This window comes from Wolbachia endosymbiont (group A) of Apoderus coryli, assembly GCF_947251615.1.
In the GTDB taxonomy this organism is placed as follows: Bacteria; Pseudomonadota; Alphaproteobacteria; order Rickettsiales; family Anaplasmataceae; genus Wolbachia.
Genome location: NZ_OX366367.1, coordinates 196,565 through 217,918, shown reverse-complemented (window position 1 = coordinate 217,918; position 21,354 = coordinate 196,565). Strand labels below are relative to the sequence as shown.

General features: G+C 35.6%; 22 protein-coding genes, 1 tRNA gene and 2 pseudogenes. 10 read left to right on the top strand and 15 right to left on the bottom strand.

The features are described 5' to 3' along the window. Window positions 1–42 precede the first annotated feature (42 nt). Window positions 43–873 carry a 2,3,4,5-tetrahydropyridine-2,6-dicarboxylate N-succinyltransferase gene (dapD, locus tag OPR43_RS01280; RefSeq protein ID WP_265035079.1) on the top strand — a complete coding sequence of 277 codons (831 nt, stop codon included), beginning with the start codon at window positions 43–45 and terminating at the stop codon, window positions 871–873. Between the two features lie 6 nt (window positions 874–879). On the opposite strand, the gene OPR43_RS01275 is transcribed toward dapD, so the two are convergent. Both OPR43_RS01275 and OPR43_RS01270 read right to left on the bottom strand, forming a co-directional pair. Beyond that, the gene (locus tag OPR43_RS01275) at window positions 880–1,164 is read right to left on the bottom strand and encodes a DUF2610 domain-containing protein (protein ID WP_007549418.1); all 285 of its coding nucleotides are present in this window, start codon (window positions 1,162–1,164) and stop codon (window positions 880–882) included. After that, window positions 1,165–1,536: a hypothetical protein gene (locus OPR43_RS01270; RefSeq protein WP_370273656.1), complete on the bottom strand. Its 372-nt coding sequence runs from the start codon at window positions 1,534–1,536 to the stop codon at window positions 1,165–1,167. 101 nt (window positions 1,537–1,637) lie between these two features. On the opposite strand from OPR43_RS01270, the gene OPR43_RS01265 reads away from it, so the two are divergent. Beyond that, entirely contained in the window at window positions 1,638–2,822 is a 1,185-nt protein-coding gene (locus OPR43_RS01265) for a class I SAM-dependent methyltransferase (protein WP_265035078.1), read from the top strand. Window positions 2,823–2,948: 126 nt separating this feature from the next. Here OPR43_RS01265 and OPR43_RS01260 read toward each other — a convergent pair. From OPR43_RS01260 to OPR43_RS01240, 5 genes are all read right to left on the bottom strand, one after another. Then, window positions 2,949–3,035 (bottom strand) — tRNA-Ser (locus OPR43_RS01260). Between the two features lie 29 nt (window positions 3,036–3,064). Then, window positions 3,065–3,871, bottom strand: coding sequence for a DUF2163 domain-containing protein (locus OPR43_RS01255; protein ID WP_265035077.1), 807 nt, complete (start codon window positions 3,869–3,871; stop codon window positions 3,065–3,067). Between the two features lie 94 nt (window positions 3,872–3,965). After that, entirely contained in the window at window positions 3,966–4,166 is a 201-nt protein-coding gene (locus OPR43_RS01250) for a type II toxin-antitoxin system RelE/ParE family toxin (RefSeq protein WP_265035076.1), read from the bottom strand. Window positions 4,167–4,198: 32 nt separating this feature from the next. Then, window positions 4,199–4,423 (bottom strand): ParD-like family protein, encoded by a 225-nt coding sequence (locus tag OPR43_RS01245; RefSeq protein ID WP_265035075.1) that lies wholly within the window; start codon window positions 4,421–4,423, stop codon window positions 4,199–4,201. 114 nt (window positions 4,424–4,537) lie between these two features. Then, window positions 4,538–6,538 (bottom strand): WD0745 family porin, encoded by a 2,001-nt coding sequence (locus OPR43_RS01240; RefSeq protein ID WP_265035074.1) that lies wholly within the window; start codon window positions 6,536–6,538, stop codon window positions 4,538–4,540. Between the two features lie 327 nt (window positions 6,539–6,865). Between OPR43_RS01240 and OPR43_RS01235 the strand changes: the two genes are divergently transcribed. The 3 genes from OPR43_RS01235 to OPR43_RS01225 all read left to right on the top strand — a co-directional run bounded on the left by OPR43_RS01235 (window position 6,866) and on the right by OPR43_RS01225 (window position 8,743). After that, complete coding sequence (locus OPR43_RS01235; RefSeq protein ID WP_265035073.1) at window positions 6,866–8,206, top strand: lipase family protein; 1,341 nt, start codon at window positions 6,866–6,868, stop codon at window positions 8,204–8,206. Between the two features lie 8 nt (window positions 8,207–8,214). Then, window positions 8,215–8,355, top strand: coding sequence for a hypothetical protein (locus OPR43_RS01230; protein WP_265035072.1), 141 nt, complete (start codon window positions 8,215–8,217; stop codon window positions 8,353–8,355). A gap of 73 nt (window positions 8,356–8,428) precedes the next feature. Further along, window positions 8,429–8,743, top strand: coding sequence for a GIY-YIG nuclease family protein (locus OPR43_RS01225; protein WP_265035625.1), 315 nt, complete (start codon window positions 8,429–8,431; stop codon window positions 8,741–8,743). Between the two features lie 67 nt (window positions 8,744–8,810). Here OPR43_RS01225 and OPR43_RS01220 read toward each other — a convergent pair whose 3' ends face one another. After that, on the bottom strand, window positions 8,811–9,632 hold the full coding sequence (locus OPR43_RS01220) for a 3'-5' exonuclease (protein WP_265035071.1): 822 nt from the start codon (window positions 9,630–9,632) through the stop codon (window positions 8,811–8,813). Then, window positions 9,625–10,479 carry a GTPase Era gene (gene era / locus OPR43_RS01215; RefSeq protein WP_265035623.1) on the bottom strand — a complete coding sequence of 285 codons (855 nt, stop codon included), beginning with the start codon at window positions 10,477–10,479 and terminating at the stop codon, window positions 9,625–9,627. The genes OPR43_RS01220 and era overlap by 8 nt, the downstream gene beginning before the upstream one ends. Here era and OPR43_RS01210 point away from each other — a divergent pair. After that, window positions 10,406–10,588 (top strand): hypothetical protein, encoded by a 183-nt coding sequence (locus OPR43_RS01210; protein WP_265035741.1) that lies wholly within the window; start codon window positions 10,406–10,408, stop codon window positions 10,586–10,588. The genes era and OPR43_RS01210 overlap by 74 nt on opposite strands. Before the next feature lie 614 nt (window positions 10,589–11,202). On the opposite strand, the gene OPR43_RS01205 is transcribed toward OPR43_RS01210, so the two are convergent. Further along, the gene (locus OPR43_RS01205; RefSeq protein ID WP_265035070.1) at window positions 11,203–12,237 is read right to left on the bottom strand and encodes an aspartate-semialdehyde dehydrogenase; all 1,035 of its coding nucleotides are present in this window, start codon (window positions 12,235–12,237) and stop codon (window positions 11,203–11,205) included. 140 nt (window positions 12,238–12,377) lie between these two features. Here OPR43_RS01205 and OPR43_RS01200 point away from each other — a divergent pair, with 140 nt between their 5' ends. Further along, window positions 12,378–12,827 carry a hypothetical protein gene (locus tag OPR43_RS01200; protein ID WP_265025816.1) on the top strand — a complete coding sequence of 150 codons (450 nt, stop codon included), beginning with the start codon at window positions 12,378–12,380 and terminating at the stop codon, window positions 12,825–12,827. A gap of 22 nt (window positions 12,828–12,849) precedes the next feature. On the opposite strand, the gene OPR43_RS01195 is transcribed toward OPR43_RS01200, so the two are convergent. Continuing rightward, window positions 12,850–14,127 carry an APC family permease gene (locus tag OPR43_RS01195; protein WP_265035069.1) on the bottom strand — a complete coding sequence of 426 codons (1,278 nt, stop codon included), beginning with the start codon at window positions 14,125–14,127 and terminating at the stop codon, window positions 12,850–12,852. Between the two features lie 131 nt (window positions 14,128–14,258). Between OPR43_RS01195 and OPR43_RS01190 the strand changes: the two genes are divergently transcribed. After that, a complete protein-coding gene (locus OPR43_RS01190; protein ID WP_265035067.1) occupies window positions 14,259–15,677 on the top strand; it encodes a hypothetical protein in 1,419 nt (472 codons plus the stop codon). Window positions 15,678–15,792: 115 nt separating this feature from the next. Here the strand turns inward: OPR43_RS01190 and OPR43_RS08475 are convergent. Further along, a pseudogene (locus OPR43_RS08475) lies at window positions 15,793–15,969 on the bottom strand (WPE palindromic element domain-containing protein); the annotation flags it as partial. Window positions 15,970–16,104: 135 nt separating this feature from the next. Here OPR43_RS08475 and OPR43_RS01180 point away from each other — a divergent pair. Beyond that, complete coding sequence (locus OPR43_RS01180) at window positions 16,105–17,271, top strand: aspartate kinase (RefSeq protein WP_265035066.1); 1,167 nt, start codon at window positions 16,105–16,107, stop codon at window positions 17,269–17,271. Between the two features lie 369 nt (window positions 17,272–17,640). On the opposite strand, the pseudogene truB reads toward OPR43_RS01180, so the two are convergent. After that, window positions 17,641–18,327 (bottom strand): annotated as a pseudogene (gene truB / locus OPR43_RS01175) (tRNA pseudouridine(55) synthase TruB); the annotation flags it as partial. 127 nt (window positions 18,328–18,454) lie between these two features. On the opposite strand from truB, the gene OPR43_RS01170 reads away from it, so the two are divergent. Continuing rightward, window positions 18,455–18,853, top strand: coding sequence for a hypothetical protein (locus OPR43_RS01170; RefSeq protein WP_265035063.1), 399 nt, complete (start codon window positions 18,455–18,457; stop codon window positions 18,851–18,853). 59 nt (window positions 18,854–18,912) lie between these two features. Here the strand turns inward: OPR43_RS01170 and ribD are convergent, their stop codons facing one another. Further along, on the bottom strand, window positions 18,913–20,163 hold the full coding sequence (gene ribD / locus OPR43_RS01165) for a bifunctional diaminohydroxyphosphoribosylaminopyrimidine deaminase/5-amino-6-(5-phosphoribosylamino)uracil reductase RibD (protein WP_265035062.1): 1,251 nt from the start codon (window positions 20,161–20,163) through the stop codon (window positions 18,913–18,915). Continuing rightward, complete coding sequence (locus OPR43_RS01160; RefSeq protein WP_265035061.1) at window positions 20,163–21,344, bottom strand: deoxyguanosinetriphosphate triphosphohydrolase; 1,182 nt, start codon at window positions 21,342–21,344, stop codon at window positions 20,163–20,165. Before OPR43_RS01160 ends, ribD begins: the two co-directional genes overlap by 1 nt. Between the last annotated feature and the right edge of the window lie 10 nt (window positions 21,345–21,354).

Below are 21,354 nucleotides of genomic sequence, written 5' to 3'. Positions count from 1 at the left end.
TGATACAGAGCTACAAATTTAATATCAATATATATATAACAAATGGAAGGTTTGCAACTAAAAAAAACACAGAGTGAGATAGAAGATATTTGGAAAAATAGAGAAAAATTTAATGACTGTAATCTAAAGAAAACAGCAAGAATAGCAATTAAAGAGGTAATTGAGCTCCTTGATAGTGGCAAAATTAGAGTAGCAGAAAAGCTATCAAGTGGAGAATGGGTAGTACATAAGTGGATAAAGCAGGCAATATTATTACATTTTCTCACCGAAGAAAATAAAATAATAGATAATACTAATTGCTGGTTTGACAAGATCGGTAACAAGTTTAGTGAATGGAATGAGGAGAAATTTCGCCGGTTAAAAATTAGAGCAGTTCCTGGGTGTTTTGTTCGCCGATCTGCTTATATAGGTACAAATGTTGTTCTAATGCCAAGTTTTATCAACGTTGGTGCATATGTTGATTCAGGAACAATGATAGATACCTGGTCAACAATTGGTAGCTGTGCACAAATAGGGAAAAACTGTCATATTTCCGGTGGAGTGGGAATAGGTGGAGTTCTTGAGCCTATTCAAGCTTCACCTGTCATTATAGAAGATAATTGCTTTATTGGAGCACGTAGCGAAGTGGCCGAGGGTGTGGTAGTGAGAGAAGGATCAGTCCTTGGCATGGGTGTGTTTATTGGGGCATCAACAAAAATTATTGATAGAGAAACTGGCAAGGTATTTTATGGCAAAGTGCCGCCTTATTCTGTAGTGATACCAGGGTCTATTCCATCTAAAAATAATATTTCAACCTATTGTGCAGTCATAGTAAAAAAAGTGGATGAAAAGACGAGATCGAAAGTCTCTATAAATGAAATATTGAGGGATTAAACTATCTCACTGCTTGTCGTCACTTTTTTTATCATTATTACTAACCACAGTAATGGCATACGCGCATAGCTCTGAGAAAGAGACTCCATTTTCTTGAGATAATTTATATAATTTTTGTAGACTTTCTTTTACTTTATTAGGGATATTCCCTCCACGTTCTTTTACAAGCCAGGAATCTTGATGATGAATTGGATGAGCATCACTTTTTGGATTTCCTATATATATTGCAAAAGGTGAACTTTGCCCTTTGAAGTCACATTGTACAGTAAATTTTTTTATAGATTCAGCCATCTAAAGACCTCTACTTTTCTTTTTGGTCGATTTTATAGCAGGTGGAAGAGGTGGTTTCTTTATAAAATCTTGTCTATTGACAACACTTTCTTTACCTTCCAAAGCTCGGCGAACATCAGCTCTGCTTAATTGCGACTCTTTTGCTACCTTCATTCCATGCTTTGCCATAATATTAGCATATGCTAGTACTTTTTTTACCAATTCTAGATCACCATTTAGCATTTGAACTAGCACTTGAAATACCTCTGCTAAAGTTAACCCGTCAGCATTTATAACCTTGTTTTCTATAAAATTGACAGCTTCTTCAAATTTGTATTCAATACTATCATCTTGAGGTATAAGGGCAACATAATCGGTGTTTTTGTCGTCCATAACTGAAGCACTATTACTCACAAACTTAAGTTTATACTATATATATAAATACTCTACTATTTTATATTATGGCACACTATAGTTAAACATTTATTAATAACATGCTCACTTATATACACGAATTAATTGACAAAAGTCAAGGATCAATATCCATCAGTGATTTCATGAATGCCGTTTTGTACCATGAAAAATACGGCTATTATATGAGTAAATTACCACTTGGTAAGGATGGTGATTTTACTACCGCACCTGAGATCAGCCAATTATTTGGTGAAGTAATTGCAGTTTGGATAATGCATACATGGGAAAAATTAGGAAAGCCATCAAAATTTTCTCTAGTTGAACTTGGGCCAGGCAAAGGAACACTCATTCACGATATAATAAGAGTCACTAAAAAATACAGCAGCTTTTTTAATTCAATGTCTATCTACTTAGTTGAAATAAGCCCTACTTTACGGAAGATACAAAAGGAAAAATTAAAAGGCTTAGATGTTAATTGGCACAAAAATATTGACAACCTACCAGAACAACCAACCATTTTTTTAGCAAATGAGTTCTTTGACGCTCTTCCGATAGATCAGTTTGTATATCGTAATGAGGGGTGGTATGAAAATAGGGTGACAAAACAAGATGATGGCAGTCTCTTGGTGTCATGCCAGTGCGTAGTGCCCCTTCCTCGTCATCCCAGCGTCCCCTCTTTGTCATCCCAGTGCGTGACACTGGGATCCAGCAAAATTGATTGTAAACAAGCGCACTATACAACATTTTCGATCAAGAAACTGGACTCCAGTGTCAGTTACTTTCATGACACCATCTGCAAGTCGTGCAGTTGTATACCAAGCGCTAGAATGACAAGTGGAAAACTTTTTGATGGAGCAGTGGTGGAAATATGTTCAACTGGGGTTGAAATATTAAAAAAACTTAAGAAGAAGATATATAATCATAAAGGAGCTGCTTTGATTATAGATTACGGTTATGTATACCCCGCGTATAAGAGCACTTTGCAATCGATAAAACAACATAAGTATGCTAATTTTCTTGAGAATGTTGGTAATAGTGATATTACCGCACTTGTAAATTTTCAAGCATTAAAAGATTCATTAAAACACGTAGATTGCGAGATTTTAACTCAAAGGGAATTTTTATATCTTTTTGGCATAAAAGAAAGAACCCAGGCTTTAATGAAAAGCGCAAGTGATGAACAAAGGAATAGGATCTTTAGTGAATTCCTAAGGTTGACTGAAAATATGGGCACTCTTTTTAAAGCAATGCTATTGATAGCATAGCTAAAGTAATTTATGTTATTGGGTAAGTTAAAAATATGATATAAATGAGATAAGAGGGAGCTACTCACTATAGGAATAGAGTTGCACGCGCGACCGAGGGTTTTATACCATTCTAGAAGTAATATACGGAAAAGGGGGGATTCGAACCCCCGACATATTTTCATATGTGCACGCTTTCCAAGCGTGTGCTTTAGACCACTCAGCCACCTTTCCATGTATTCATAATATTGAAAATTGTACTGCTAAACAATATAAAAACCTGGTATATAGGGTTCACCACGAAAATTTACAGTATTGTTAAACTTGCTTCTGCAAGTTGGAAATGTTTTATCGCAACCTGCGAGTATTGAATATTTATCCCCAGCAGAAATTTGGTATGGAGGCGAAGTAAACAACGTAACTACTTTATTTTTATATTCTTTTACTATACCTTCAAACGCTGTTGAGCCAAAGAATTTCACTACTCCGTGCTTATAATATTCATCACTCTCAGTTAAATTCGTGTCTTCAAATCTTCTTTCATCTATTACTTTAGTGATTGTACTTATTTTACTAAATTTTTTAGTATCGGCTTTACACTTATCATCGCAAAATTGTGCTCTGCATGCAGGAGAGTATAATTCTGCTATACTTCTCTCAAGCTTTGCTGAGAGCCCTCTAATTTCAACAATAAATCTTCCACTACTTAATGTCACTTTACCAAAAGTTCCTGAATGTAGATTCATTGTCCCCTGGGTCAAGTCTTTATAATTCACAAGAAATATTTCAATATTTGCAAAGTCGTACTTTCCTGATAAAACATCTTCTTCTTTAATATCAACACTATTTAATATCCCTTCAATTTCTAGATTATCAGTTTTTAAATCGCTGTTTAATATTATACTACTGGCTGTAAATCCACTTGAAGATTTATAGAGTATATTATCAATATTTAAATCTTCATCATAGTCAGTGAATCCCATTACTTCTCCACCTGCGAGCTTTAATTTCCAGCACGTAGCAGTGGTAAGTAATTCTCCAGCTAAATGATTTTTTAGTGTGGTTTGCATAGGGGCTTCCTATAAATAATGGTAGAGAAAAATAAGTAATAGCCACAATAATTGCTTTGTCTATAACTGTTTCTTCAAATCCCTATAAAAATTCTCATGTGGAGCAAGGGCAAAACTCATTATTTTGTTCATTATAAAGATAAGCCAATAAAGTAAGTTGATTAAAAATGGAAAACTTATACACACGAACATTTGCAAGGTCGCCTGACTTTAGCTCTCCAATATGTGGATTGCCTTGGACTTGCTTGATAGCTTCTTCAAGTTTAGGTAGTTGATTGTTATGCAGCTTTTTCATTGACCGCTTAAAAGTATTGGTAAGAAGAATTTTCAAAGCTTTATAGGCTTATACTCTTCAATATTTCCTAATTTAGCATCCTCAATACCTGATAGAATCTCTTTAATGATGTTATAGCTTAGCTCAGGGTTATCTTCAACAACTTGACCAACTTTAGCCCAATGCTCGATTTGTTGTGGTACGGAACGATTTTGTAACATGGAATGAGACTGTACTATTTTCTCAAATTCTCCATCAAGATTTACTGTTATACCCATGATATTGTTACTTCTACTTTAAGCTATTATACCATACATTGAAAATTTTTTCAATATAAATAATTTTCATCTGGAAATACACACCACATTCAAGCTGTGGTGTGTACTGGCTGGTTAGAAAGAAAATTTCACACCAGTAAGAAGGAGAATTCCTTGGTTAGAAGGTACAGCATCATTAGGCTTACCTTTCAGCTTAATATCATTACCTTTCTCATTAGTCATAAAATAATGGAGAGCTGCGTAAGGAACAAATTTGCTCTTACTACATGCAGGAGACAGATCATATTGAACGCCAAGTGCGCCATCGTGAAGCATATCTTTGTCATTCATTCTGCTGCCAAAGTACGTCAAACTTGTGTAGATATTCTCATGTTGATAACCAGCCCCTGCAGTCCAATACATGGTATTGTTATTGAATTGAGCTAAGCCTGCAATTCTTTTATACTCCTCATTGTTTTGACCTTGAGAATCCTTTGCAGGAATTTTTTCATAGTCATCATTACCTTTTATTTTAATATCCTTTGGTTGAGCAGATTTGCCCAAGTATGCAAAAGAAGCAGCAAATTTTACGCCTTGGTCTTCATTAATCTTATAATCAGCGCTTACACCCAAATTAACGCCCATCAGGTCATTGTACTCCACATATTCATTATAAACATGCTTATCTTTATTTGATTGTTTTGGCCAACCATATTCACCAACTGCAGAAGTTTTAACTTTCACCTTGTATTTATCAAAGTCATATTCATATGATGCACCAGCACTTACTATGTGCTCATAGTCTGGACCGACATGTTTTATCTCTTCCTTATGTTTTATTTTATCATTACCTGTACTATCCTTGAAAGGAACTGTTTCTTTTACAGTAAACAAGCTACTATCATAGCGAGGTGAATAGCTAACACCAAACCTTGCGCCCATATAATTTGGTGAGTAGTAAGCAACTCTAAATGGCAGTGTAGTCATAACGCCTTTGTTATATTTCCCTGCCATGCGGAAAGAGAATTTTTCACTTTCACTCGAAAAACTTTCAGTGTAAAGACGCGGTGTTACATAAAATGGAAAGCTCGCAGCGCTTCCTTCTAAGTTCACTTTTCTGAACCAGTCACTATCTGCAGCTCCGTCAACAGTTGCAATTCTTGTTGCATCAAGTCTCATTAGAGCCTCAGGACCAAATTGGTAACCAAGCTTCACGTCACCATATTTTGAGTTAACAAACACATGCGCACTTCTGCCTTTTGCAGCATAAACACCCTGTGAAGCTCCCTTACCTTCGGTCACTGGAACATGAAACTGCACGTCAGCACCATAGAGAAGACCTAAATCTTCATTCTTATTTTCTGCTCTGAGGTGCAATATCGCATCAGCAATCATACCCATATTATCGCTATAGTCACCGATATTTCCTATTCCCTCAGGGAACACTGGATTTGCTCCTTTTACCTTATCCGTAGCATCCTCATAATAATTTATAGATTTGCCAGGCATAACGTCGTAGCGTTTATAATCTGTGCTACTTGGCCCTGCTTTGCCATAGCCTTGAGCATCAACAACACCGCCAAAAGTTATTCTTAAATTACTTTGCCCTTGGTTGGTATCGATAACATCAACTCCACCAACTGAAACAACAGGACTTGCCTTACCTTTTTTCTCTGTATTTTGATTAACAACTTTTACATCCTTCTTTACATCTTTAGCTTCAACTTTAGCATTCTTAGTTTTAGAACGCTTAGTTTTTGAAACTTTACCTTTTTCTATATTAGAATTCTTAGCGCTTAGAACTTTCGCTTTTGAATCCTCTATAAGCTTTGCTTTTTTCTCATTTGCTAGCCTGATCTCCTCTTTTTTCTTCTGCTCGGCTGCTAATCTCATCTCCTCCTTTTTCTTAAGCTCTTCAGCTTTTTTTCTTGGATCAGCATTACATATTCTGTCCATCTTTTCTTTCAGTTTTTTATTTGATGTTTTCATAACTTCTGTTTTTCCAGAAGTTTTTGTGCTCTCTTGCTTTTTTATTTCCTTCATACTCTCATCAGGAAAGTCAGCTGCAAAGCCGCTGAAAGAATATAAAGTTAATAGAGAAGCTAGAGCAGTTCTAGTATAAATAGATTTTTTCATGAAGTGCCCCCAAAAAATTTCGAAATCATATCTTAAATGTAAATAGTATAAAAATGTTGAAAATTCAACTTAAAGCAACCTTATAACGAAAATAAAAGTAAAATGCAATACCTTAAAAGCAACTTTCTTAATACGCTCAACGTGTATATTAACCAAAATTTAGTACAGAGGTTCGCTTGTTAGTGCATTATAACTCTATATTTATTCTATGGAAGTAAAATTTTTTTATTCTAGCAATAGAAAGATTATAGAAAATACTATTGACAATAATATCAATCTACATTATAGTTAAATAAATTGTTTAGCTGATAGTAGATTAAGGTAGTTATGGATTTTAGTTTTTTACGCAATTGGTTTAGCACCACAGGTACTAGTGCAAGTAGTATAGATTCACAATTAGGTGATGTTGAACAATCAAGCTCCATCTTAGCAGATAACGGCAAATATAAGGTGGATGATGAGTTTGAGATCATTGAAGATTATGAATTTATAAATCCTGCTGACCCAAATGAACCACATTCTTTACCTTCTTCTTACCAAATAGATGAAAGTATTGCAGAAATTGCAGGATTTAATAAAGAGAAATTATTGGAAATGAGTAATTTCTGTAAAATAAGCTATGGCAATGACGACAATAAGCTAAGTGAAAAAAGATGTCACAACTTAGCTGAAGGAGTATACAAAACTGAATTTAAAGTTGTAGAAGATTTTGAAATTATTCCATCCACTGAAAAAATGTATAAAACTAGAGCTGAACTTATTAGTGAAGGTTATGAAATTATTCCATTTGGTAATGGATTCGAAAAAGATGCTGGTCATGTTTTTATAAAAGATAAAGAAATAACAATAGCTTACCATGGTACTCGTTTGAAAAATCCATTAGAATATGGCTTATCGGGCTTAAACGATGGAATCACTGATCTCAATTTGTTTTTTACTCCCTCAGAACTTTTACCTGAAGGTGGAAGAATGCATCGTGGCTTTAATAATTCGTTTCAAGATTCATGGCCTAATCTTTATGGCATTTTGAAATCTCATGCTGAAAAACAAAAATCAGAAATAAAAGATTTTAGAATTAATCTCACAGGTCATAGCATGGGAGGAGCTATTGCTAAGATAGCTGCTTTATGCCTCAACAAAAAAGAAGGCGCTGAAGATGTTCATGTTGCAACTTTTGCTGATCCAAGGGTTTTTGACCTTACTGCTAGTGAAATTTATAATGACGCTCTTCAGGAAAAAACCATAAGGGTCACTCACCACAGGCAAGATCCAGTGCCAGCAGTATTACCTGGTTCGTTTGGTTATGCTCACGTAGGTGCACAATTAAGAGTACCAACACCAGAAGGATATTCTGGTATAGATTATTTTCATGGAATAGATGGTTATCATGAAGCTATTAAGATGATGGATGAAAGTGATTTCAAGTCAAATAATAACGTATCTCTCTTTTACTATCCTGCTAGAGCATTAAGTCGAATTAGCTGTGTGCTTGGAGGTAATGCTCAACATTATTTTGCCAATTTCCAAAATTATATTTTTGGCGAATCAAATTTTTTTGAGAAAGTAAAAAAGGAATATCAAGATAATAAATTAAAAAGTTCTTCTCAGGTTGAACAAGTAGAAGTTGAGCAGATAGCACATGAAAGTTTCCCAGCAATAGGTGGATAGCTACTATTATGGAGCAATTGTTAGATTGCTCCATAATATCTGTTCATTTAAATTCAATACAAAACTTTCCACCACAAGTTATTTGCCACTCTTCTGTATCCGTTCAGCAGAGTGGCAAAATAGGTAGACAAGGTGATCTAAAAAGATAATCATAGAGTAAATGTGAGTTACAATAAATGGTGTCATCCCAGTGCCCAGACACTGGGATCCAGGTTACTATATATGAAAAATTATTATGTTTATATACTTGCAAGTGAACGAAATGGAACCCTGTATATAGGTATAACATCAAATTTAATCAAACGAATTTGGGAGCATAAAAGCAAAGCCATTTCCGGTTTCACGTCAAAGTACAATGTTAGTAAATTAGTCTACTTTGAGGAGTTTCAAGACATAAATTTAGCAATTAGTAAAGAAAAGCTTCTAAAAAGCTGGCAGAGAAAATGGAAAATAAACTTAATTGAAAAAACAAATCATGAATGGAAAGATTTATATGATGAAATCGTATCTGGATTCCAGTGTCAAGCACTGGAATGACACCATTTGTTGTGCAAATTACCTTTGCAAACAAATGTTCGTACAGCTGTGTGTCACGCACTTTGCTTCAATATTTGCACATTAGCCACTCCTCTGAACAGATACACTCTTCTTTAAATTTTTTTAGATGTTCTTTTTTTTCGCACTCTAAAAGCAGCTCTTCCACACTTTTGTTGTAGCTTTCAGTAGTAATCCTTCCCTGATGATGCATGAACCTTAAGTAAATTAAATAAGTGTTAATTACATCTGTTTCACAATAATCTCGAATCTCTTGTATCTTGCCGCTATCGTATAAGCCCATAACTTGTGACCCATCAACTCCAATCTTGCCAGGAAGATTAAATGCTGCACAAACTTCGTTCATTTTTACTCTCGCAGAGGCTCCAAAATCAGAGAGGGTTTCAAGTAAGTCACAATGCCAATCACTGCTATATCTCTGATTGTAACTATTCCACTTATCGCCAGCTTTATGAAAATATTCTGCTTGAATGCCATGGATCATAGCACGATACTTCAGCACTGGTATATCAAAAGTGCGACCGTTGAACGAAACTAGTCTTGGCTTTTTTTCTGATATGTAGTTAAAAAATCCTTTCACTAGCTCCTTTTCACTGGAATTTAGTGTGCCTCCAGATCTTATTTCTTGCAGTGTGAACACCTCATAACCGCTCTGGTGGCTTATATTGCAAAGTAAAAAACTAATAACTACAATTTGGTGGAAGGGCTGACGCAAAAAAGAGTTTTGCCCGTTTGTTATTTCAAGATGATATTTTGTTAATGCATCCCTCTTCTCTTCTACACTACTATCATCACTAATATTGAGTAAATTCTTACAGGAGTTTACATCTGGTATAGTTTCAATATCAAATACCAATAAAGAATTAAGCATTGCCTATATACTCCTCAGGACGGTCGATCCAAGGTCGCACTTTTACGAACAAAAAGAGGTGTACCTTGCACTCAAATAATTTTTCTAGTTCAGCACACGCTTCGATATTAATTTTTTTAATATTACTGCCATCTTTCCCTAGCACTATTTTTTTATGACTATCTTTCAACACAAATATGATCTGCTTGATGACTAAACTCTTATCTTTTTTTTCCTCAAATTGTTCAGTTATAACAGCTGTAGAGTATGGCAATTCTTCACGCAAGTTCAAGAATAATTTTTCTCTCGTAATTTCTGCTGATAAAAAATTTGTCGAGGAATCGGTTATTTGATCTTCTTCATAAAACCAAGGGCTCACCGGTGCAACTTCAGATAAGTAATTCACCAAATCAGAAAGTCCATCATTCTTTAATGCGGATATTGTAAAAACCTTTTCAAATTTATAAAGCAAATTCAGATGCTCATGCGCCATCTTTAATTCAGGCCTTTTTACCAAATCAGTTTTATTGATAACCAAAATGCATCTGCCTTTTGTGCGCTGCAGTCGTGCAAATATAGTCTTAATTCTTTCTATATTTTTCAAATAATTGCTTACATCAACAAGCAACAAAGTGATGTCATCACCCTTGATTGCTGACCATGCAGACTTGACTAAAGCTTTTTCAAGTTTTGTTTCTGCTGAGAAAATTCCTGGGGAGTCAGTAAAGACAATTTGTGTGTTGTTGCATGTTGCAATACCCCTTATTTGCGTCCTTGTTGTTTGCACTTTAGGGGTGACAATTGCAATCTTCTTGCCTATGATGCTGTTAATTAATGTAGACTTCCCAGCATTTGGTAAGCCAGCTATGGTTACAAATAAGCACTTTTGTTCTTTCACAAAGGAAATTATAAAGAAAACTGGATGCGAGCGTCAAGCTACTTGGATGACATCATTCTCCTGTCATCCAAGTAGCTGACACTGGTTCACTCTATAATGGTATCACAGCAGTCCTACGTCATACCGTCACGGTATCTCTAGATCCCGCTAACAAGTAGCGGGATGACGGTTGTCGTTTAGCCACAAATATTTAAGAAATTTACCAAACGAAAAAAAAGGCAAAAGAAACCCTAGTCATTGTCTATTTTCAGTATTGGCGTTTTTTAAGTCTTAAACACTGCAATTTAGCTGCTTTTAATTGCAACTCACCTTAGCTTAAATGTTTAAGAAATTTACTAAGCAGAAAAAAAGGCAAAAGAAATCCCGTGTTAGCTAGTTGTCACTCTCTAATCCTGCAAATTGGCGTACTATACTGTCTTAAACGACTTATAAGCGCGTTTCAGCTTGTGTAGGTAAAAACCTAGAAATACTGTGAAGACATAAGGTGCACATAGTGCAAAAAATTAAAAATAAGACGCCAACTACGTTGTTTTCTTGCTGTTTAATCTGCACAGATGAAGATAACTGAATACCTTCAGTTTCATGATACGGGGGCTGGCGAAGGGTGTCAAGCAAGTTTTATGACTTAGATTCTAACGTTACGCGCTGCCATGTAGTATACAAATTTCCTTCGAATTACAACGTACGTGCACTCTATATGCACTTGATTGACAAATGCTCTCTTATCAAAATCTCAAGAATCTGCACTATATTTAGTGCTGCACCTTTGCGCAGGTTATCAGCCACTATCCACATATTTAATCCGTGCTCAACAGTATTGTCTCGTCTAATACGCGATACATATACAGCATTCTCCTGTACAACATCAATTTGAGTTATGTATTCACTGTCTTCACGCCTGTTGTATACTAAAACTCCACTATCTTCGGCTTCACTTAGCACTTCACGAGCTTGTTCTTCAGTGATATGTTGATCAAATTCCACATTTACTGCCATAGCGTGGCCGATAAAGACGGGTACCCTTACACAAGTTGCAGTAACTTTTATATCTTCCTCTAAAATTTTTTTTGTCTCCTCTTGCATTTTCCATTCCTCTTCTGTAGAACCATTCTCCATGAATTCTCCTACATGGGGAATGCAATTAAACGCTATTTGCTTAGGGAATATCTCAGGCTTTTTAGTCTCATTCATGAAGATTTTTTTTGTCTGATTATAAAGTTCATCCATTGCTGCTTTACCTGCACCAGAAGTTGATTGATAAGTTGAAGCAACGATTCTCTTTATTTTTGCTTTCTGGTGTAATAGATGTAGTACTAGCAACATCTGTATTGTAGTACAGTTTGGGTTGGATATTATGTTGTGGTTTTTATATTCCATAATTTTTTCTTTATTAATCTCTGGAATAATGAGCGGCACACCTTCTTTCATTCTAAAATGGGAAGTGTTATCTATTACGATGCACCCAGCCTTAATTGCAGTCGGTACGTGTTTCTCAGAAACATGAGATCCGGCACAGAAAATGGCTACATTAGTTCCAATGAAGTCATAATCCTCAAGGCATAAAACTGTTAACTCTTTGTCACCAAAACTCACCTTCTTCCCTTCTGATTTTTTCGACGCAAGTGCAATAACAGAATCTATCGCCTCATCTTGAAACTCAGCAAGCGTGCTTAACACCTCACGCCCTACTCTTCCGGTTGCTCCAATAACAGCAATTTTGTATCTCATATAGATAAACCTCTAACTTTAAAGTTATATTATATTTTTACTGACAAAATTTACAATTGTTTTAATATTTTCACCTTGCAATTAATTGTAATTTAGCTATTATTATGCAATATTAGTAATATTACATAATAAAATGAAAGATGAGTAAAGAATACGATGAAACTAAGGTTAAACCTGCAATGTCTACACCTCAAGAGCCTGAAAGAACCAATGGATTAAAGGCTCAAAATGTTCTTTCGAAAAAAAGAAAGCCTGCAATAAATTTTGATGATAAAAAGTATGGTGTAAAAAACCTTAAAATAGACCAACAGTTCCTAAATAAAAGACAAGAACCTTCAAAGCTAAGAGATTTCTTAAGATCAATACCAATAATAGGGAGATTTTTAGCAAGGATTTTCACACCTGAAAAAATAGAAATCATCAGTAACCCTATATATGACAACATGGAAGCATATGAAAAATCGCAAGCAGGTCACTCCAGTAAGATAAAAGATGAGACTAGTATAGATGATGAACACGCAAAAGAAGTAGATAGTAAACTTGAGAAGGGTAATGTCGAACAAGTGGACAATAAGAAAAGTCGTTATTAAATAAAAGGCCTTAAACTCTATTTTATTGTGCAGGAGCTCTGCGATACCAAAATAAATAAAGAGGTACGCCACTTGCGGTGAATAAGCTTGCGATCAGCAAAGTATTCACAGAAGTTTCAAATATTACCCAGCAGCAAAAGGTTGTTGCTATACTGCCAATTAAAAATTTGTAACAACTCTTTTCTTGCACAATAACTTTGAGAAAAGCAAGGCTGCATGCAAGGTAAACAAATAAAAATGAAACTACAGAAAAGTCGATAATTGATGTGATCTGTTTAGCAAAATTGTTGCTTGAAGTGAGAATTAGTAGAACTGAAGTGCCAACAGAGCTGATTATTATGCCCCAGAAAGGAGAACCGTGCTTATTTCTTTTAGCAAAGAACTGTGGCATTAGTTTATCTTCTGCAAGGCCAAGAGCCACTTGTCCACTAGCTAGTACCCAAGCATTTAAACTGCCAACACAAACAATAAAAGCAACAATAGAAATGATCAAATGCCAATTACCTGGAAACATAATTTTTATTGCGTCAACATACGGCGCTTTTGAATTAACTAGATCATTGCCGTTTATCAATCCCATGATTGCAAGGCTATTAATGAAATATATAACTGCAACAGAGATTGTGCCAAGCACTATGGCTCTTGGTATAGTCTTGGCTGGATCGTTGACTGATCCTGCAGGTGCTGTTGCTGATTCAAGTCCAATAAAACACCATAGAGTGAGTAGTGTAGAGCGAGCAAGGACTTGAGACATCGTGAGGCTTGATATTTCCTCACTTATGATAAAATTATTCCTATCAAAGAAAAACAACGCTGTTACCGGTATAGCAAGCAGTGCGGTAATTTTGACAGTCATCAATAAAAGCTCAACACATCCAGCAGCAGTGACACCTCTTAAATTTATTAGTGTAATGATCGTAAATAATAGTATTTCTAAAAATAAGCGTATATTTTGAATATCTCCATGAAAAAGCGAAGTAAGATAGCCAATACTTGCAACGATTACTGCTGTCGTGCTAACCCATGAAATCACCCAATATGTCCAACCAACAAAGAAAGCTGCAGCAGGACCAAAAGCATGTTTTACATAAACGTGAGGGCCACCCGTTTCTGGGAATTTTGCACATAGCATAGCAAAAACCAAAGCAAGAGATATAGCACCAAGCCCTGATATTACCCAGCTTATGAGGCTATACATGCCATATGGAGCAAGGCTGATTGGAAGCATAAAAATTCCAGAGCCAATTTGGCTGCTAATCACTAAGGCAAAAATAGCCCAAAAACCTATTTTGTTTGACACAATAACTTTTATCTGAATAGATTAACAATATAACTGAAGCTCAGAAATTTCAATTGATCTTTATAAAAACTTGCATTTTTCTCAATTTATTCCTAAAATAGATTATATTAACAGATTATTAAGAGGTGGTTATGAATCCGAGGTTAAAAAGATTTTTGGTTGTTTGTGGGTATGTTTTATTAATTGGTGCTGCTATTGGAACATTATTTCATCATGATTCTCTGCTTAAGATCTTTATTAATGCGCTTTATGCATTCCTTCTTGCCAAAACTTCAAGTGAGGTATTAGCTGCTTTTGGAACACTTGCAATTTCTCTTGCTGCCTGTGTTGCATGCTATGGCATACATAGGCTCTGTTCTATCTTTACAGAAAAAATTACAAGCAACTATCAGTCTTTCAAAAATAAAAACAGTGATGATAGTATTTTTTCTGAAGTATATAACGACCCAACAATAGGGTTGAAAGATAAGATTCTATTTTTCTCTATATATTTAATATATTACATTCAATTACCATTTTTGTACTGTGCATCGAAAATATCTGCCCTTAATGGGTGGCTGCTACTGAGTACTAGAAGAGAAATACCAAGTAATCACATATTTCTTGTGCTTATAAATGCTGTATTATTAATTCCAGTAGCACTTCTTGAATTGATAAAGTATCCATTAGTGAGGCTTTTCTCACCTTTGGGTTTGAATGTAAAGCAGCTAAGCTTTTTGTTTAATGTAAGTGATGTGGGCACTGGCAGTCAAAGTGTTCACACGAGTAGTTTTGAACATAGTATTTTCCAATGCGCTCAAGAGTTAAAACAGAAATTTGGAGCTCAACCAAATGTACTCAATAAAGAGTTTGAAGACTACATAAATAATTCAGATGAGCTTACAACTGAGCAAAAAGAGCAATTAAAACTTTATCTTAACTTTAATGGTTCCAATGGAGCAGCTTATAGAGAATCAAAAACTAGCCTTACTCTCACACAAGCTGCAAATCTAGTTTTGACTGCAGCTAAGGATCAAAAGTTAGATACAGATTTTCTAAAGTGCATGTTACTGATGCGTTTAAAAGAAGGAAATGGTGCATGTCATCTTGGAATGTTTAATCGTATTATTTATTCACTTAGTTGTCTTGAAGCTAAAAATAACTTTACAGTTGAGGTAAACGCTCAAGTGTACGAGAGAATGCCAAGCATTACAGAAAAATTCCTTAGAAGCTGTAACAATAAAAAAATTACAATTTTAAAGGACAATTTTGATAATTTTTATTCTGATGGTGATATGGATCCTCAAATAAAAAGCAACATCAGTAAACTGATAGAAGAAGCAAAACAATCTGTCTTTAATGAATTATATGTGGATTATTACAATAGGTATGGGCAAGATGTTGGAAGAGGCCCTATAAAGCATAAATTAAAAGAGTTAATTACAAGCGATGATGTAAAAGAAGCAATAAGCGCTGTTATAGATGGTATAGAAATTCCTCCAGTACCACCTACTTATCTTGAAAGAATAAAAGTATTTTTTGGAGGTCATGCAAGGTCTCCTGCTGCTTAGTGGTTTGATTCGTGCTATATAGCTAAAGTGGCTTAGATTTACCTACAATTTGAAAAACAACAAATTCGTCATTCCGCTATTAGTTAGCGGAATCTATACCGCGAATGAATCCATAGCTGTACGAACATTGTGATTTGAGAGCAATTTCCACAAGGGAGGATGTCATTCCAGTGCTTGGCACTGGAATCCAGCCTTTATTATGCAGCCACTTGGTTGAAATTAAGTCTTCTGGATCCCAGTGTCTAGGCACTGGGATGACACCATTTGCTGTGCAATTTACCTTCAAAAATGAATGTTCGTACAGCTATGGAATGAATCGTGGTATGACGCGTTAGCTATAGCTTTGTCTTCCCTTTTCTGAATGGCTTGCAAGCTGCTATCTCTACAAAAACTATATTTTTCTTCAGAAGAGAGCTATATTGTAACTATGGACAAAATAATCATAAAAAAATTTGGTGGGACTTCGCTAACTGATTTAAACCGAGTTGCAAATTTGATAAAAAACGATATTGAGAAAGGTTGTAATGTAATCGTTGTTGTATCTGCTGTTGCAGGATTTACTGACCAAATGGCTTTTCAGGCTAGAAAAATCTCAAATTTAAGTTGCAGACAAGAGTTATCAGAGTATGACGTTATGCTTTCAGCAGGAGAACAAATCTCTTGCGGTCTATTAGCTATCACTCTCCAATCGATCGGAGTTAATGCTAAATCGTGGCTTGCCTGGCAGTTACCAATTGTAACTGATGATTTTTATTCTGAGTCTAAAATAAAAACAATAAAGATTGACCGTGTGAAAAGATCTTTTGCTGAGGGTTATACTGCTGCGATCATCGCTGGTTTTCAAGGTATAAATGATGATAGAATCACTACTTTTGGAAGAGGAGGCTCTGATATATCAGCAGTTGCCTTCGCGATAGCCTTTGGTGTTAGAGCTTGCGAAATTTTTACTGATATTGATGGAATATATACAGCAGACCCGAAAATTGTTCCAATGGCACGCAAGCTTAAATTTATCTCTTACGATGAAATGTTGGAAATGTCGTCATCTGGTGCTAAAATACTGCATAATCGTTCAGTACAACTTGCAATGAAACATAACATTAAAGTGCAAGTGCTATCCACTTTTAAGGAAGTAGAAGGCACCGCAGTACTACACAAAAGGGATGTACTAGAGAGATACTTAATTACTGGAATAACTTATAGCACTAATGAAGCTCTTGTAACTCTCACTAACCTTGCAAATAACTTGCGTACTTTAAGAGATATAGTAGGGGCAAACGTTAAAATCGATATGATACATGGGTCAAGTTTTGTTATCTCCAAATTTGATATTGATTTAATGGAAAAGTTACTGAATAAGAATGAAAATTATGCTATAAATGGTAATGTAGCTAAAATTTCAATAATTGGTATTGGTGTTATGTCTAACACTGAAGTGATGCACCGCACACTCAAGGTTTTAAGCGAAAAAAAGATAGAAATACTTGCTATCACAACATCTGAAATCAAAATCAGTATAATTGTTCAAAAAGAATGCGCTGTAGCTTTAGTCAAAGATTTACATACTGAGTATGAGCTTGATATGCAGCACTAGGATAGGCTTGACGTCCACAACTGGTATCCGTTCAGCCAATGGCGTCAACTTAAGAGTCCTCATTAGCAAACCCTCCTATGGATCTTCTGAAAAGTTTTTGAGTATATTGTATTTTTAATTTGTAAAATAAGATTTTTTCCTTTCTGCATGTCTCCTTATAGAAAGGACACATTTTAAACTTTTTTATAGAAACAACAGCGTTTTTTTTCACTCTTTGGATAATTTTATGATAAAAAATTTAGAGAGAAATTTTACACACTATCGCTTATATTTTTCCTTAAGTTGACGCCATTGAGTGTACGGACATTGTGATTTGAGTCCACCAGGGAAGGGTGTCATCTGAGTAGCTGACACTGGTTCTTTTTTTCTGGATTCCAGCGTCACGCGCTGGAATGACACCAAAAAGCGAGTTTTTTCAATAAGTTGCTCAATTGTCACTGATTCATTTTCTCTAAAGTCACCTACCATAGTTCTTCTTAATTTTATAACATGTCCAAAACAATTTAATACAATTCCAAGATCACGAGCAATTGATCTCACATATACACCACTACCGCACATCATAGAAAAATTTGCACTATTATTTATGGTGTCCACAGATATCAATTTCAGTTCATGTATTTTGACTTGTCGGGGCTTTATATTCACCTTTTGCCCACTTCTTGCCAATTTATACGCCCTTGCTCCTTTGATTTTTATTGCTGAAAATTGAGGAGGAGTCTGCTTGATCTCACCAATAAAATTTTTAATTGCACAATTTATTTGATTATATTGAGGTTCTATAGTGCTAGTTCTAATAATATCACCACCCAAATCGTCCGTTGTTCTTTGTTCACCCCATTTTATTGTGAAATCGTATGCTTTTAAGTCGCAAGATAAATACGGTATAGTTTTTGTTGCCTCGCCAAGAGCAATTGGCAGCACACCTGAAGCTAAAGGATCAAGTGTTCCCAGATGACCAGCTTTTTTTATCCCAAAAATCCCTTTGACTTGGGCTACAGCCTGTGCAGAGCTAATTCCTATTGGTTTATTAAGATTCAGCCAACCATGTTTCATAGTTAATTATATACAATTGGTAACAGTTTAGCTTGAAATATATACTTTATGTAAAAAATGGCTTGACCAACATGCATTATTAACACATACTCAATCCTTTTATTAACCTTACTTTAAGAGGACTATTATGACTATAAAAAACATATTGAAGTGGGAAAATACTGCACATATAACAAAAATGAGTATTGAAGGTTTAGTTGCAGTTGCATCTTTAGCGGGAGCAATAACAGCAATATTAATTGCTACTAAAGTAATTGCTGGACCTGCATCTTTAGCACTTGTTGCTAGCCCTGCTGGAATTGCAGTTCTATTTATTGCCGCTGTATATTTTGCTGCACAAGCTTATTCTTCATATCAGCAAATGAATGCAATGGAAGGCGCTAAGGGTAAAGATGGTGCTCCAGGTAAAGATGGTGCTCCAGGTACAACATTTTCTGACGACGATTTGCAAGAAAAAATTAAGACTTGCTTAAAAGATCCTGAAGTTGTTAAAGTGTTGAAAGAAGCTCTTGAGAAGCAAGTTTAACATAATCAGAGGTAGATTTTCTACCTCTTTCTTTTTCCTTTCATTTGAATATGTAAAGGTTAAGGCAATCTATCCCACACCTCAACTATATCCTCACTAAACTCTATTATTTCTGTTTTTTTGAACTGATAACAGTTGTTAATAGATTGAATTCCTAAATCTCCTATAAAGGGAGTGGCATCGTTACCTAAAATTTTACCACTGCGGCAGATTATCAGCCTGTCAATTAAATCGTGCTTCAATAACTCTGTAATTAACACTCCTCCGCCTTCAACTAATAATCTTGTTATACCAATTTCTGAAACAAGTTTTGATGCCATGTCTTTTAGGCAGACTTTATCGATAATATCAGGCTCCGATGTCATTCCAGCGCGTGACGCTGGAATCCAGTTTTCATTATGCAATTGCTTGAAGTTTTCTGGATCCCAGTGTCTGGGCACTGGGATGACAGGAGAAGGTGTTGGAATGACAGGAGAGTGTGTTGGGGTGACATCTGGAATGACAGGAGGTTTGTGGTTTGAATTGACTATCAAATAATTAATGTTTTTTATTTTTCTCTCTACTTCCTTATTTGTGATTACCCAAGTTATTACTTTGTCTGCAGTCTTTGCAATATTATGCTCTTCCTGCAATTTTTCCTGGCTATCTATAATTAGCCTTATTGGCGATCTACTTCCGAGTTCTGGTAATCTGCAAGTTAAGAGTGGATTATCGTTAATAAGAGTATTGCTGCCAATCATAATCGCATCATATTTTGTTCTAAGCTTCTGTACCCAATTTCTCGTATCTTCACTTGTTATCCATTTGCTATCGCCTGTAAATGTTGCAATTTTCCCGTCAAGAGTTGTTGCGATTTTACAGGCTATAAATGGCCTGTGTAGTTTTTTAGTGGTGAAAAAGCCGACATTCAGTTCTTCTGCCTCTTTTTGCATAATACCTTGCTCAATCTCAATTCCTGCTTCTTTTAGAGCTTTAATGCCTCCACCTAAAACTCTACTATCTGGGTCAATAGTTGCAATTACTACCCTTTTTATTCCAGCTCTTATAATTCCTGCGGTGCAAGGTTCTGTAACTCCAAAGTGGCAACATGGCTCGAGCGTGATATACATAGTTGCATCTTGAGTTGAACCTTTCGCGTTTTGCAAAGCGACTACCTCCGCATGCGGACGCCCACCGATCCCTGTATACCCCTCACTAATAATTGTACCATCCTTTACAATAACACACCCGACAGCAGGATTTGGTGCAACATTTCCAAGATTTTTTTCTGCAAGTCTTAATGCAATTGACATGAAATGATCATCAGTCATTAGAAAGAAGTCATTTCGTATGAGGTATCAAAAATTCTTCTGTGCTCGTGTATGGCAAATCTATCTGTCATACCCGAGATATAGTCACATATTATTACTGAACGCTGAGATTCATAAGCGAGTTTGCTCCACTCTGTGGGAAGTAATCCTGGGTTTTCATAAAAACATTGAAAAAGTTCCTGTATTATGCGTTTTGCTTTGTTCATCGTTCTACTCAGTTTATAGCTTCTGTATATTTTCTCCATGTTGAATCTTTTCATTTCTTTTGTAGCATTCGCAACTTCTGGTGAAAATGTGACTAGCATTTTATTTAGACTTCTTACGTCTTCTACGCTTTTTATTTTGTGATCTTCAATATTTCTTTCAGTCTGAGAAACAACATCGCTTATCATAGTTCCTATAGTTCCACTCAGTGATTCATGTATGAGTTTGCTCTGAGGCAATTCTGAATATCCGCTCCTTACGTCTTTAAACATTTTTCCAATTAAAGGGACATTCAGCAAATCTTCGATGGTTACTAAATTTGCCCTGAGTGCATCATCAAGATCGTGAACACTGTAAGCAATATCATCGGCAATTGAGGCAACTTGCGCTTCAATGCTTGAAAATTCCTCAAGTTTTAGATCATATTTTTCATTATATTCTAATAACAGCTGATTATTTGTAGAAGACTCCGCGTTTTGACCAAGCAAGGGACCGTTATGTTTTGCAACCCCTTCAACCACCTCCCAACTTAGATTCATACCATCAAAATCAGCATGTTTTTGTTCAAGATAAGTTAAAATTCTTATAGCTTGAACATTATGATCAAACTCATACTTCTCATTATTAACTTGAACTAGAGCATCCTCACCTGTGTGACCAAATGGGGGATGACCAAGGTCATGTGCAAGCGCTATGCATTCAGTGATGTCCTCATCTAAGCTGAGCCTGCGTGCGATGGATCTTGCAATTTGTGCAACTTCAAGGCTATGAGTCAGCCGAGTGCGATAGTAATCGTGCTCGTAATTGATAAAAACTTGTGTTTTGTATCCCAATTTCCTAAACGCATTAGAGTGAACAATGCGATCCCTATCACGCTGAAAGCAGCTGCGATTTTCATCTTCTGGCTCTTTGAAGTATCTCCCTTTTGTTTTGCTTGGAAAACATGCATAACTTAATAGAAAATTATTGTTTGACATGTAAAATTTC